General features: G+C 72.9%; 15 protein-coding genes. 8 read left to right on the top strand and 7 right to left on the bottom strand.

Annotated elements, in window-relative coordinates:
* Positions 1-242: 242 nt before the first annotated feature.
* The gene (locus ACWGE1_RS12800) at positions 243-812 is read left to right on the top strand and encodes a flavin reductase family protein (RefSeq protein ID WP_453420518.1); all 570 of its coding nucleotides are present in this window, start codon (positions 243-245) and stop codon (positions 810-812) included.
* 134 nt (positions 813-946) lie between these two features.
* On the opposite strand, the gene arfB is transcribed toward ACWGE1_RS12800, so the two are convergent.
* A complete protein-coding gene (arfB, locus tag ACWGE1_RS12795) occupies positions 947-1,372 on the bottom strand; it encodes an alternative ribosome rescue aminoacyl-tRNA hydrolase ArfB (RefSeq protein ID WP_453420517.1) in 426 nt (141 codons plus the stop codon).
* Between the two features lie 187 nt (positions 1,373-1,559).
* Between arfB and ACWGE1_RS12790 the strand changes: the two genes are divergently transcribed.
* Together ACWGE1_RS12790 and ACWGE1_RS12785 are read left to right on the top strand one after the other, a co-directional pair.
* A complete protein-coding gene (locus tag ACWGE1_RS12790; RefSeq protein WP_030718836.1) occupies positions 1,560-2,135 on the top strand; it encodes a TerD family protein in 576 nt (191 codons plus the stop codon).
* 126 nt (positions 2,136-2,261) lie between these two features.
* Positions 2,262-2,783 carry a GNAT family N-acetyltransferase gene (locus ACWGE1_RS12785; RefSeq protein ID WP_453420516.1) on the top strand — a complete coding sequence of 174 codons (522 nt, stop codon included), beginning with the start codon at positions 2,262-2,264 and terminating at the stop codon, positions 2,781-2,783.
* A gap of 12 nt (positions 2,784-2,795) precedes the next feature.
* On the opposite strand, the gene ACWGE1_RS12780 is transcribed toward ACWGE1_RS12785, so the two are convergent.
* Both ACWGE1_RS12780 and ACWGE1_RS12775 read right to left on the bottom strand, forming a co-directional pair.
* The gene (locus ACWGE1_RS12780) at positions 2,796-4,208 is read right to left on the bottom strand and encodes a M1 family metallopeptidase (RefSeq protein WP_453420515.1); all 1,413 of its coding nucleotides are present in this window, start codon (positions 4,206-4,208) and stop codon (positions 2,796-2,798) included.
* A 31-nt stretch (positions 4,209-4,239) separates the two neighbouring features.
* Positions 4,240-4,797, bottom strand: coding sequence for a GlcG/HbpS family heme-binding protein (locus tag ACWGE1_RS12775; RefSeq protein ID WP_453420514.1), 558 nt, complete (start codon positions 4,795-4,797; stop codon positions 4,240-4,242).
* Positions 4,798-5,190: 393 nt separating this feature from the next.
* Here ACWGE1_RS12775 and ACWGE1_RS12770 point away from each other — a divergent pair, with 393 nt between their 5' ends.
* Genes ACWGE1_RS12770 through ACWGE1_RS12760 form a run of 3 tightly spaced genes read left to right on the top strand, consistent with a single transcriptional unit; the run spans position 5,191 to position 7,523 of the window.
* Positions 5,191-6,354, top strand: a complete 1,164-nt coding sequence (locus ACWGE1_RS12770; protein WP_453420513.1) for a sensor histidine kinase — start codon at positions 5,191-5,193, stop codon at positions 6,352-6,354.
* Positions 6,351-6,974: a response regulator gene (locus ACWGE1_RS12765; protein WP_453420512.1), complete on the top strand. Its 624-nt coding sequence runs from the start codon at positions 6,351-6,353 to the stop codon at positions 6,972-6,974. Before ACWGE1_RS12770 ends, ACWGE1_RS12765 begins: the two co-directional genes overlap by 4 nt.
* Before the next feature lie 45 nt (positions 6,975-7,019).
* Positions 7,020-7,523: a hypothetical protein gene (locus tag ACWGE1_RS12760; RefSeq protein WP_453420511.1), complete on the top strand. Its 504-nt coding sequence runs from the start codon at positions 7,020-7,022 to the stop codon at positions 7,521-7,523.
* A 10-nt stretch (positions 7,524-7,533) separates the two neighbouring features.
* Here the strand turns inward: ACWGE1_RS12760 and ACWGE1_RS12755 are convergent, their stop codons facing one another.
* The gene (locus tag ACWGE1_RS12755; protein ID WP_453420510.1) at positions 7,534-8,604 is read right to left on the bottom strand and encodes a glycoside hydrolase family 26 protein; all 1,071 of its coding nucleotides are present in this window, start codon (positions 8,602-8,604) and stop codon (positions 7,534-7,536) included.
* A 140-nt stretch (positions 8,605-8,744) separates the two neighbouring features.
* Between ACWGE1_RS12755 and ACWGE1_RS12750 the strand changes: the two genes are divergently transcribed.
* On the top strand, positions 8,745-9,086 hold the full coding sequence (locus ACWGE1_RS12750) for a hypothetical protein (protein ID WP_453420509.1): 342 nt from the start codon (positions 8,745-8,747) through the stop codon (positions 9,084-9,086).
* 43 nt (positions 9,087-9,129) lie between these two features.
* On the opposite strand, the gene ACWGE1_RS12745 is transcribed toward ACWGE1_RS12750, so the two are convergent.
* Complete coding sequence (locus tag ACWGE1_RS12745; RefSeq protein WP_453420508.1) at positions 9,130-9,807, bottom strand: pentapeptide repeat-containing protein; 678 nt, start codon at positions 9,805-9,807, stop codon at positions 9,130-9,132.
* A 94-nt stretch (positions 9,808-9,901) separates the two neighbouring features.
* Between ACWGE1_RS12745 and ACWGE1_RS12740 the strand changes: the two genes are divergently transcribed.
* Positions 9,902-10,894, top strand: coding sequence for a zinc-binding dehydrogenase (locus tag ACWGE1_RS12740; protein ID WP_453420554.1), 993 nt, complete (start codon positions 9,902-9,904; stop codon positions 10,892-10,894).
* 6 nt (positions 10,895-10,900) lie between these two features.
* On the opposite strand, the gene ACWGE1_RS12735 is transcribed toward ACWGE1_RS12740, so the two are convergent.
* Together ACWGE1_RS12735 and ACWGE1_RS12730 are read right to left on the bottom strand one after the other, a co-directional pair.
* Positions 10,901-11,374 carry an N-acetyltransferase family protein gene (locus ACWGE1_RS12735; protein WP_453420507.1) on the bottom strand — a complete coding sequence of 158 codons (474 nt, stop codon included), beginning with the start codon at positions 11,372-11,374 and terminating at the stop codon, positions 10,901-10,903.
* 21 nt (positions 11,375-11,395) lie between these two features.
* Positions 11,396-12,286 carry an aminoglycoside phosphotransferase family protein gene (locus tag ACWGE1_RS12730; protein WP_453420506.1) on the bottom strand — a complete coding sequence of 297 codons (891 nt, stop codon included), beginning with the start codon at positions 12,284-12,286 and terminating at the stop codon, positions 11,396-11,398.
* Between the last annotated feature and the right edge of the window lie 161 nt (positions 12,287-12,447).

Below are 12,447 nucleotides of genomic sequence, written 5' to 3'. Positions count from 1 at the left end.
GTGTCCCGTCCACTGAATCACAGTGAGCTGTGCGGCAGGTACACAGGGTCAACAAATCTTGCCCTCTGTGACTCAAGTCACATCAGGTGAATATCGGTGCGCAGCGGGCTCGTGTACGACTGGGAGCGCTCCCTCACATTCCCGAGAGCAAACGATACGCCCGGGACTAGGCCCAGGGGCGGGGACGCGACTCGGACCAGGGCCCGATGTGCGTCGAGGAAGGGCGAGATTAGCGTTTCAGCGTGCTGAAGACGACCCCCGTACCCACCGCGTCCCCTGGAACCCCCCATGCTGAGGGAGTGAGCAATGACGAGTTCCGGGCCGCGATGTCCCGGCTGGCGGCGGGCGTGTGCCTGATCACCGCGCACGAGGCGCCGCTGTCGGCGGACGGCCCGCGCGGCGAGGACGTCGGCATGACGGCGACCGCCTTCATGTCCGTGTCCCTGGACCCGCCCCTGGTCCTGGTGAGCCTGCGCGAGGGCTCCCGGATGGACGACCTGCTGGCCGAGCAGCCGCTGTGGGCGGTCTCGGTGCTCGCCGACCACCAGCTCCAGGTGGCGGGCCGCTTCGCGATGAAGGGCCGCATCAGCGACCGGCTGCTCTTCGCCGACCTCCCGTACGTACGCGGCGAGGCCTCCGGCGCACCCCTGCTGAGCGGCGCCCTGGCCACCCTGGAATGCCGTACGGAGAACCGCGTCGAGGCGGGCGACCACACCCTGGTCGTCGGCCGGGTCCTGGCGGCCGGCCTGCCGTCCCCGGACTCGCCGCCGCTGACGTACTTCCGCGGGCGCTACCGCCACCTCAGCACGTAGGGCGCGTGGTGCCGCAGGGCTCGCGGGCTCCGGGATCACGGCCGGGCTCGCGAGGTCCGGGATCGCGGCCGGGCTCGCGGGCTCCGGGATCGCGGCCGGATTCGCGAGGTCCCGGACATCGCGGCCGGGCGGCGCTACCAGTCCCGGGCCGTACGGCCGCGCTTGGTCTCCGCCCGCGCCTTCTTCTCGCGCAGCCGGCGCTCGTTGATCCCGCGCGGGATCTTCGTCGGCCGACGCTGCTTCGGCGGCGGCGCCGTCGCCTCGGCCAGCAGCGAAGCCAGCCGGACCAGCGCCATCTCCCGGTTGCGCAGCTGCGAGCGGTGCTCGGAGGCCCGTACGGTCACCACGCCGTCCACCAGCCGCGCCGCGAGCCGCTCCAGCGCCCGCTCCTTCCACACCTCGGGCAGCGCCTTGGTGGCCGCCAGGTCGAACAGCAGCTCCGCGCGCGAGTCCGAGGTGTTCACGTGCTGACCGCCCGGTCCGGAGGAACGCGAGAACCGCCAGGCGAGCTCTCCCTCGGGGAGCACGACCGAACCGCGGATGACATAAGGACCAGGCATGCCCCTATGATCCGCCCCCGCCCCCGTCGCCGTCACCCGCATTTACCGGCCCCGCATTCGGCCCGCGGAGATTCGCCGTCACGGACAATTCACGACGGGAACCCGACCGGCCTCTCGTCGCGTTATAGGGAGCAGCGGTAGTTTGACCGCCTGTACGTGCATGTTGGATGAGGAAAGGGACATTCCCATGGCTGTCAGCCTGTCCAAGGGCGGCAACGTCTCGCTCACGAAGGAGGCCCCGGGCCTCGCTGCCGTCACGGTCGGCCTCGGCTGGGACGTCCGTACGACGACCGGTGTCGACTTCGACCTCGACGCCTCGGCCATCGCCGTCAACCCGACGGGCAAGGTCGTCTCCGACGGCCACTTCGTCTTCTTCAACAACAAGTCCACCCCGGACCAGACCATCGTCCACACCGGTGACAACCGCACCGGCGAGGGCGCGGGCGACGACGAGGCCATCAACGTCAACCTCGCCGGCCTGCCGGCCGACGTCGACAAGATCGTCTTCCCGGTCTCCATCTACGACGCCGAGGCCCGCAGCCAGAACTTCGGCCAGGTCCGCAACGCGTACATCCGCGTCGTGAACCAGGCCGGCGGCGCCGAGATCGCCCGCTACGACCTCTCCGAGGACGCGGCGACCGAGACCGCCATGGTCTTCGGCGAGCTCTACCGCAACGGCGCCGAGTGGAAGTTCCGCGCGGTCGGCCAGGGTTACGCCTCCGGCCTCACCGGCATCGCCCAGGACTTCGGCGTCAACGTCTGAGTCCGCCGGCCGGCCCGGTCCGGCCCCGTCCGACAGGTCCGGCCAAGTCCGGCACCTGCCGGACACCAGCGCCGGCGAAGCCCCCTCCCGGCCGTCCGGGGAGGGGGTTTCGCTACCGTTCGTCAGGTGATCCTGCAACCGCTCGTCCCCGTGGACGGCGCCCTTCCCGGCCCGGTCCTCACCGAGATCGCCGCCCTCTACTCGACGAACCACGCGTTCTTCGAACTGAGCGGCGACTTCCCCGACCCGGACCGCATCACGGTCGAACAGGTCGCCGCCGCACTCGCCGGTGAACTCGCCCACGACAGCGCCGAGGTGCTCCTCGCCCGCAGCGCCGGCCGCCTCGTCGGCCTGGCCGCCACCCTCGCGCAGGCACCCGCCGCCGACGACCCGGACCCGTGGATCGGTCTGCTGCTCATCGACGCCACCGCGCACCGCGAGGGATACGGCCGCGCCGTGGCCACCCTCGTCGAGGACCGCTTCCGCGCCGCCGGACGCACGGGCGTGCGGATCGCCGTACTGGACAACAACCCCAAGGCCCTCGCCTTCTGGCAGTCCCAGGGGTACGTCACCCTGCGCAGGGCCCAGGACCGCGAGCTGGGCCGCGACTGCACCGTGCTGCGCAAGCCGCTCGAAGCCCCGGCCTAGCGAACGACCGGCCTAGGCCGGGCGGTCCTTCCCGTACAGCCAGACGTCCCAGACCTTCTTCAGGTCGTGCCCCGTCTTCTCCTCGGCGTAGGCGGTGAACTCGGCCGTGCTCGCGTTCCCGTGGCGGTGGTCGGCGGCCCAGCCGCGCACCAGGGCGAAGAACTTCTCGTCGCCCACCTCCTGGCGGATCCGGTGCAGCACCATCGCACCGCGGTAGTACACCGGCTCCGCGGAGATCTCCCCGGGCCCGGGCGGGGACGCCGGAGGGAAGGCGTCCCAGTCGGAGTCGGCGTCCTTGTCGACGTCCGTGTCGCCGTCCACGAAGGCGTCGAAGTACTCCTGCGCCGTGGGCCCGTTGTGGTCCTCGGCCCACAGCCACTCGGCGTAGGTCGCGAAGCCCTCGTTGAGCCACATGTCCTTCCAGGACTTCGGCGACACCGAGTTGCCGAACCACTGGTGCGCGAGCTCGTGCACGACGAGCTCCTCCTCCGTGGGCGTTCCGGGGAAGACGGGCCGGCCCTGGGTCTCCAGCGCGTAGCCGAGGCTCCCGGCGGGCACCACGATCGCACCCGCCGCGGAGAACGGGTACGGGCCGAACCGGCCGTTGCCCCAATCCACCATCTCGGGCAGCCGCGCGAGCGGACCCGTACTCGCGGCCGGCTCCCCGGGCGCGACGGCCGTGTAGAGGGCGGTCCCCGAGGGCGTCCGCCCGGTCGTCACCGCGTACCGCCCGATCGCGGCGGTCGCCAGATAGCTCGCCATCGGCTCCGCGCTGTGCCACGCGAAGGCGGTCCGCCCGTCCGCCTCCTCGGTACGCGAACGCAGCTCGCCGTTCGACACGGCCTCGTAGCCGCGCGGGACGGTGAGGGTGATGTCGTAGGCGGCCTTGTCGCTGGGGTGGTGGTTGCCGGGGAACCAGGTCATCGAACCGATCGGCTCACCGACGGCGACCGCGCCGCCCTCAGTGGAGATCCAGCCCTCCTTGGAGCCGTCCGGGTCCACGAGGGGCTTCGGCTTCCCGCTGTAGTCGACCACCGTACGGAAGACCTCGCCCTTCTCCAGGTCCTCGGCCGGACGCACGGTCAGCTCACTGCCGGTCCGGTTGTACCGGGCCCCCGCGCCCTGGACGGTCACGCCCTCGACGTTCAGACCGCTGAAGTCCAGGTTGAAGGAGCTGAGCCCCTGCTCGGCGCGGGCGGTGATCACCGCGGTGCCGTGCAGCTTTCCGTCGGCGGGGTCGTAGTCCAGGTCCAGCGCGTAGTGATCGACCTGGTAGCCGCCGTTCCCGGCCCGGGGGAAATACGGATCGCGCAGCCCCGACGCACCCGGCCGCCCCTGCACCGTGTCGCCCGTGCACCCCGTGGTGAGGGCGAGCAGGGCGGCGACGGCAGGGGCGGCGAGGCGGGAGAGAGCACGGTGTTCCACGCACTCGATCCTAGGCGGGGGGCTTCCCTGACTACTTGCCGAGCGCGTCCACGCCCGCCTTGGCGAACTTCTCGTCCAGGTCACCGCTCGGGGCGCCGGCCACACCGATGCCCGCGACGGGCGCGCCGTTCGCCTGGACCGGGGTGCCGCCACCGAGGAAGAGGGTGCCGGGGATGTCCTTCAGGTTCGGGGCCTGGGCGAGCCGGCCCACGAGCACCGAGGTCGGGGCGTTCCAGGAGACGGCGGTGAATGCCTTGCGCTGCGCCGACTCGTAGGACTGCGGGCCCGCGCCGTCGCCGCGCAGGGTGACGATGGTGTTGCCGTTGCGGTCGACGACGGCGACGGTCACCTTCTGGTTCTCGGACTCGGCGGCCTTCAGCGCGGCCTGGGCGGCGCGGGTCGCGGCGTCGACGGTGAGGTGCGTCGTCGTGGTGAAGTTCTTGTCGACCGGGCCGTCCTTCTTCCCGGCCACGGACACCTGGGCGGTCTCGGCGGCGGGGGTCGCGCTGGCGCTCACGGCGCCGAAGGCTCCGGCGCCCAGGGCGACGGCGAGGGCGGTACCGGTGAGAACGCGGGTGCGGGTCTTCATCTCTGCTCCTGAGAACGGTGCCGCGGTGACGGCTACGGGTCGGGCGGTCCGGGCCGGTCGGACCGGCTCCTTCACTGCTCCAAGCCTGTGGCCGCAACCCCCGCCGGCCCGTCCCCGTACCGGCTCGCCCCGCCCACCGCACCGGTTGACCCGGGGGTCAACCGATCGGTCGATGCGCTTCGCCTCCGGCGCGGGATTTCCTGGTCGGATCCGCGCCCCGGCGCCGAATCAGCCCCGTCGGCGATTGAGGCGCGGGGTCCGGGGCGGAGCCCCTGCAGCGGCGCCGCACCTGCCGACACCACCGCCCGGCCGCCCCACCGCCCCGGCGCCGCAGGCAACCGGCAGCGGCGCCCCAGCCCACAATGGACGCATGCCCCGACCGAGGAGCACCCCGTGAAACCCGCCCCGCCGCGCGACGACACCCGCACCCTGGCGACGGTCGCGCACACCGCGTTCTTCCTGCTCCTCGGCGCCTCCGTGGTCCGCTTCCTGCTGCGCCACCCCGGCGAGGCCCGCACGCCGTGGATCATCGCCCTCAGCATCACCCTGGCCCTGCTCTACGTACTCGGCCCCGCGCTCGGCGCCGCCCCCACCGCCCGGCGGCTCCTGTGGCTCGGCCTGGTCGTCACCACCTGGATGGTCCTGGTCGTCCTCGCGCCCAGCTTCGCCTGGTGCGCCGTACCGCTGTTCTTCACCGCCCTGCGCACCCTCCCGCCGCGCGCCGCGATCGTGCTCGTGGCCCTCCTCACCGGCTTCGTGGTGACCGCCCAGCTCCAGCTGGCCAAGTCCTTCGACCCCAATCTGCTGCTGGCCCCGCCCGCCGTCGCCGCCCTCGCCACCGCCGTCTTCGTCCACATGGAACGCCAGGCCCGGGCCCAGCGGACACTGATCGACGACCTGATCCGCACCCGCCGCGAGCTCGCCGCCACCGAGCGCCGCGAAGGCACCCTCGCCGAACGGCAGCGGCTGTCCATGGAGATCCACGACACCCTCGCCCAGAACCTGTCCAGCCAGCAGATGCTGCTCCAGGCCGCGGACCGCACCTGGGACAGCGACCCGGCCACCGCCCGCGCGCACGTCCGTACCGCCACCGACATCGCCGCACACGGTCTCGCCGAGGCCCGCCGGCTCGTCCACGACCTGGCCCCGTCCGAGCTCGCGGACGGCGCCGGCCTCGCCGAGGCCCTGCGCTCCCTGGACGCCGGTCCCGACATCCAGGTCCGCTTCCACCTCGAAGGCACCCCGGCCCCGCTCCCGGACCGCATCCAGTCCGGCCTGCTGCGCATAGCCCAGGGGGCACTCGCCAACGTCCGCGAGCACTCCGGCGCCCGTACGGCCGCGCTCACCCTGAGCTTCCTGGGCGATCAGGTCGTCCTGGACATCGCCGACGACGGCCACGGCTTCACCGGGCCCCGCACCGACGCCGACGGACGCGGACACGGGCTCCCGGCCATGCGGGCCCGCGTCCGCCAGCTCGGCGGCACCCTGACGATCGAATCCACGCCGGGCGAGGGCACCGTCCTCTCCGCGGCCATCCCCCTGGAGCCGGCCCCATGACGACGATCCTCCTCTGCGACGACCACGTGGTGGTCCGCGCCGGACTCCTGGCCCTGCTCGGCAGCGAACCGGACATCGAGGTCCTCGGCGAGGCCGGCAGCGGTGAGGAGGCCGTCGCCCTCGCCGCGAAGCTCCACCCCGACGTGGTCCTCATGGACCTGCAGCTCGGCGAGGGCATCGACGGCGTCGAAGCCACCCGCCGCATCACCGCGCTCCCCCGGCCCCCGCACGTCCTGGTCCTCACCACCTACGACACCGACGCGGACATCACCCGGGCCATCGGCGCGGGCGCCACCGGCTACCTCCTCAAGGCCGAACGGCCCGAAGAGCTCTTCGCCGCCATCCACTCGGCCGCCCAGGGCCGCACCACCCTGTCCGCGCCGGTCGCCAGCCGGGTCATGGCCCACATGCGCGGCACCCGCCCCACCCTCACCGACCGCGAACTGGACATCCTCGGCCAGCTGGCCCGCGGCCTCGGCAACCGGGACATCGCCCGCGCCCTGTTCATCAGCGAAGCCACGGTCAAGACCCACCTGGGCCGCATCTACGACAAGCTCGGCGTCGACACCCGCGCCGGCGCGGTCTCGGTGGCCAAGGAACAGCGCCTCCTGCCGTCCTGACACCGGAGGTGAGCGGCGCCCGGTACCCGTGACACCATCGGGTACGTGCTCGACATCGGCTACTCCCTCTCCCGGCGTTTCCCGGACCCCCCGCAGACCGACTACCGCTCGGCGGACGTCCACACCCTGCGGCACGACCTCTTCTGCGGGGACGTCTACCTCGCCGACACCAACGCGGACCGGGAAGTGTCCACAGCCTGGGGATGGGTGCCCGTACTGGACTTCGCCTGGGCGCTGTGCGACATCGTCGAAGCGCTCGACAAGGACCCCCGCGGCAACCGCTCCGCCAACCGGCAGTACGCCGAGCTCGACTTCACCGAGTCCACGGACCGGATGCTCTTCGAACGCCGCTTCGGCTGGGTCGACGTCGAGGCCGACTGGATGCCGGCCGAGGAGGCGCCGCTGACCTTCAGCCACCGCCTGCTGCGCCGCGAGGCCCGCGACTTCCTGCACGACCTCATCGCGGACCTCATCGACATGCACGAGGGCCTCGCCGACAATCCGGCCATCTGGACCCTCCAGGCCCGCTTCCCCCGCGTCCCGGCCTGATCGACACGGGCTAGGGGGTGACCCGACGGGACGGCAGCCTGCCGTCCCTCCAGTCGAAGACGGCCGTCCGGTCGGCGCCGCCCTGCCCGGCGGACAGGAACTCCCGGAACACCTGGGTGGAGCGCGGGTTCTGCCCGCACTGCCACACGCCGTGCGGGCAGTAGTCGGTGATGCTCTGGTAGAGCGGCTGGTGCTCGGCGAACCATGCCAGCATGCCCCGCACGTAGTCGGCGTTGTCACCGTGCCGGAACAGCCCCCATTCCGGGTACGAGATCTGCTTGCCGTGCGCCTTCGCGAAGTCGACCTGTTGCTGGAGTCCGTACGGCTGGGTGACCTGCTCGGCGAAGGTACGGCCGGGCTCCTGGTCGTAGGAGTCCATGCCGACGATGTCGACCACGTCGTCGCCGGGGTAGCAGCTGGTCCAGGCGATCGCGTCACTCCCGCGGTTGGGGGCGTAGTCGAAACGGAACCGCTGCCCCTCCACCGAACGCATGGCGGCCACGATGCGCCGCCAGTACGTCTTCCAGTTCTGCGGATCGGGACTGCACCGGTGGGTGTAGTCGAAGCCGTTCATCTCCCAGCCGAGCACGATCACCGTGTCCGGCACCCCGAGATCGACCAGACGCATCGCCAGCCGCCGGAAGTGGTGGTCGTTCGCACCCTGCGCGCCGGAGCGGATCAGCTCGGCGACCCGGTCGTCGGGAACACGGGCCTCGTTGTGCTCCTGCATGGGCACGTTCAGCACGAACAGCCGATCGGCCTTCTCCTGGCGCCACCGTGCCCAGGTGCGCAGGGAATCCGGTTCCCCCTCGATGTTCGGCCAGGTGTCGCCGGGCAGATAGGTGTGCCCGGCGCGCAGCTCGGTACCGCCGAGCCAGCGCGAGAGTTCCTGCATCCGCTCGACCCCGGGCGAGCCGTAGTGGAGGTAGGCGCCGACCGCGACCTCGGCGGCCTCGGTCCCTGCGCTGCCGCCCGAACCCTCCCGCGACGGCGGCGTGGCGAGAACGCCCCCGATGACGAGCAGGCCGACGGCGACCGTACTTGCACAGGCGCCCGCCAGCCGGCGGCCCCGATGGAACATGACACCTCCACAGACCTCGTGCACCGATGTGTCTGCCAGCGACGTTAGGCGCATCGCCCGGCGAACGGCCTGTCCGGGTGCCGGACGCTCGGCCATTCGCCGCACCCGCCCACCGGCGCCCCGGCCGATAGCCTGGCCGGGTGAATGCGACCGAGCCCCCACTGCCGGCGGACGTCTACCCCGCGCTGGTCTCGTTCCTCGATGCCGCGCTGGTCGAGGAGGGCGAGCCCGCCCTTGCGCAGGCTCTGGCGCGGTTGCGCTTCCACGGATGGTGCACGTGCGGCCCTGCCTGCACCTACCTCCGAACCGCTCCCGCGACCCGCGCCGACAGCGCCTGGATCCATCTCGACGACGAGGAAGCACCGCGCGTGTGGCTCCAACTCGACCAGGACCGCACCTCGTTCGCGGGAATGGAGATCTGCGCCTTCGACCTGGGCCCCGCCCCGGCACTCGATCCCCACCGGCCCGCCGGCATGGGGTGACGAGCGCCCGGACCGGTGCGCGCCGCGATGACCCGGCAGCCCTCTACGCCACCACCCGGACCCCCAGCTGCGCGGCCAGCGCCGGAGCCAGGTCGAACAGCTGCCCCGGGCTGATCACCGCCCCCGCCAGCGCATCCACGCCCCGCGCGATCTCCAGCACCGAGGCCTCCCGCAGGTCCACGTCCGCCATCCGCACCCCGCTGAAATCCACCCCCCGCAGCGCGCAGTCCCGGAACTCCACCCGCTCCAGCACCGCTCCCCCGAAGTCCGGCTCCACCAGCACGCACCCCTCGAAGACCACGTCCTTGAGCCGCGCCTTCCGCAGGTTCAGGTAGTCGATCTTGCCCCCGCGGACCACCACCCGCTCCAGCACGGCCCCGTGCAACTGCACCCCGCCCAGCCGGGCGTCCACCAGCTCCACGTCCCGCAGCGAGGCCCCCGACAGGTCCGTCCCCACTCCCCGGACACCCTCCAGCACCGAGTCCAGGAACCGGGCCTTCGCCAGCCCCGCCTCGTCCAGCGCGCACCGCCGCACCGCACAGTCCATGAACCGGGCCCCGATCCCCTCCTGCCCCGCCAGGTCCAGGTCCGCGAGCTCCAGGCCGTCGTAGTCCCCGTCCGGCTCCAGCTCACCCCCCTCCCAGACCGTGAGCTCCGGCAGCCGCAGCTCCGGCCGCCGCGCCGCCTTCACCGTCTGCCCCTGCTGTCCTTTGCGCGCCATGCCCCCATCGTGGACCACCCCACCGACAACACCCCGCCCTTGACCTCAACCACGCGTGAGGTCGCAACCTGACCCCATGCCCACCGACACCACCATGCGAGCCGTCCGCCTCCACGCCTTCGGCCCCGCCGAGAACCTCTCCTACGAGCCCACGGACACCCCCGTCCCCGCCCCCGGCCAGGTCCGCATCGCCGTCGCCGCCGCCGGCGTCCACCTCCTCGACACCAGCCTCCGCCAGGGCATCCAGGGCCCGCCCGCCCCGCTCCCCGAGCTCCCCACCGTCCCCGGCCGCGAGGTCGCCGGCACCGTCGACGCCCTCGGCCCCGGCACCGACCCCGCCTGGCTCGGCCGCACCGTCGTCGTCCACCTCGGCTTCGCCCCCGGCGGCTACGCCGAGTACGCCGTCGCCGACGCCGACCGCCTGCACCCCGTACCGCCCGGCCTCGACCCCGCCGAGGCCGTCGCCATGATCGGCACCGGCCGCACCACCCTCGGGATCCTGCAGTTCGCCGACCTCGGCCCGGACTCCGTCGCCCTGGTGCCCGCCGCCGCGGGCGGCATCGGCACCCTGCTCGTCCAGTACGCGGTCAACGCCGGCGCCACCGTCATCGCCCTCGCCGGCGGCCCCGCCAAGACCGCCCTGGCCACCGCCAACGGCGCCCACCTCGCCCTCGACTACACCGACCCCGGCTGGCCCGACGCCGTACGCGCCCACCACCCCGGCGGCGCCACCGTCCTCTTCGACTCCGTCGGCGGCGAAACCGCCCGCACCGCCCTCGGCCTGCTCGCCCCCGGCGCCCGGCACCTCGTCTTCGGCTGGTCCGGCGGCCCCCTCGACCTCACCGACGCCGAGCGCGCCGACCTCACCGCCCGCTCCATCACCACCCGGTCCGTCCTCGGCCCCGCCATGCTCCAGCAGGTCGGCGCCCCCGACCCGCTGCGCGTCCTGGAGACCCGCGCCCTCGCCGAGGCCGCCGCGGGCCGACTGCGCCCGGCCCTGACCCGCTACCCGCTCGCCGAGGCCGCCGCCGCCCATCGCGCCCTGGAAACCCGCGCCACCACCGGCAAAGTCGTCCTGGAACCCTGAACCGGCCTACGGAGCCCCCAGCTCGGCCAGCGGCCCGTCCGTCAGCCGGTACACCGACCACTCCTCCTGCGGCCGCGCGCCCAGGCCCTCGTAGAAGGCGATCGTCGGCGCGTTCCACTTCAGGACCGACCACTCCAGCCGCTCGTAGCCCCGCTCCACGCACGTCCGCGCCAACTCCCGCAGCAGCGCCTTGCCGTGACCGCCGCCGCGCACCCCCGGCCGTACGTACAGGTCCTCCAGATAGATCCCGTGCACCCCGCGCCACGTCGAGAAGGAGAGGAACCACACCGCGAAGCCGACGACCTCCCCGCCCTCCGCCTCCGCGACGTGCGCGAACACCGCCGGGCGCGCCCCGAACAGCGCCTCCCGCAACTGCTCCTCGGTGGCCCGCGCCTCGTGCGGCACCTTCTCGTACTCCGCGAGCTCGCGGATCATCGCGTGGATGACGGGGACGTCGGTGACTTCAGCGCTACGGATCATGCGGGCAGCCTAGAACGGCGCTCAGCGCTCCAACAGGACCTCCGCGACCGTCAACTGGTCCTCGTCCAGGCGCTCTTCACCGTCCTCCACGTCCCACAGGCAATTCTGGAGCACCCGCCCCAGCGTCCAGGCCCGCGCCCGGTCCCGCTCCAGCCCCACCGCCTCCGTCAGCAGGTCGAACCGCCACCGCACGTCCCCGGCCCGGAAGTTGTTGGTGATCGCCGGCAGCAGATCGAACCCCGGATCCCCCACCAGCGGCTTCGGGTCGATCGCCAGCCACGGCTCCCGGCCGCCCGCCAGCACGTTGTCGTAGTGCAGGTCCCAGTGCAGCAGCCGGTCCCCCGGCTCCCCCACGACCTCCGCGACCGCCGCCGCGCAGTCCCTCAGCAGCCGCCGGTCCCGCTCCTCCACCAGCTGCCCGAGCGCCCGCGGCACCTCGTCCAGCATCCCGGCCGCGATCTCGCCGAGCCCGCGCAGCCCGGCCGGGGCCGGCACCGCCGTCAGCCGCGCCAGCAGCCCCCCGACCACCGCGACCGCCGCCCGCGCGTCCCGCTCCGCGAGCGCCGACAGGCTCCGGCCCTCGTCCAGCCGCTCCAGCAGCAGGGCGCCCGTGTCCGCGTCGTGCTCCAGCAGCCGTACGCAGCCCTCCCCGGCCCACGCGCGCAGCGCGACCGGCTCCCCCGCGCTCTCCTCGTCCACCGACACCAGCTTCAGCACGGCGCCGCTCCCGTCGGCCCGCTCGACCGGCAGCACCAGGGCCGTCATCCCGTGCATCACCGGCCCGGTGCGCCGCAACTCCCACTGCTCCAGGAAACGTGCGGCCCGCGCGGGCAACGCGGCGATGAACTCCCGCCCCGCGTCACCGTTGAACCCGACCTGCGCCTCGACCAACCCGTCCGGAATCTCAACCATGATCCGACGGTAGCCCTCCGGTGCCTCTGCTGCGCGGGCCTGCCCCGTCCCCTGCGGGGTGCTCGGCGGTGCCTCTGCTGCGCGGGCCTGCCCCTGCCCGGGTGGGCGCCTCAATCGCCGGCGGGGCTTCAATGGGTGGGGCGGTGCCCCGCACGAGGGCC

This window comes from Streptomyces sp. NPDC054932 (genome assembly GCF_053610205.1).
The sequence above is the reverse complement of the archived record's forward strand: the minus strand, read 5'-3'. Positions and strand labels throughout refer to the sequence as shown.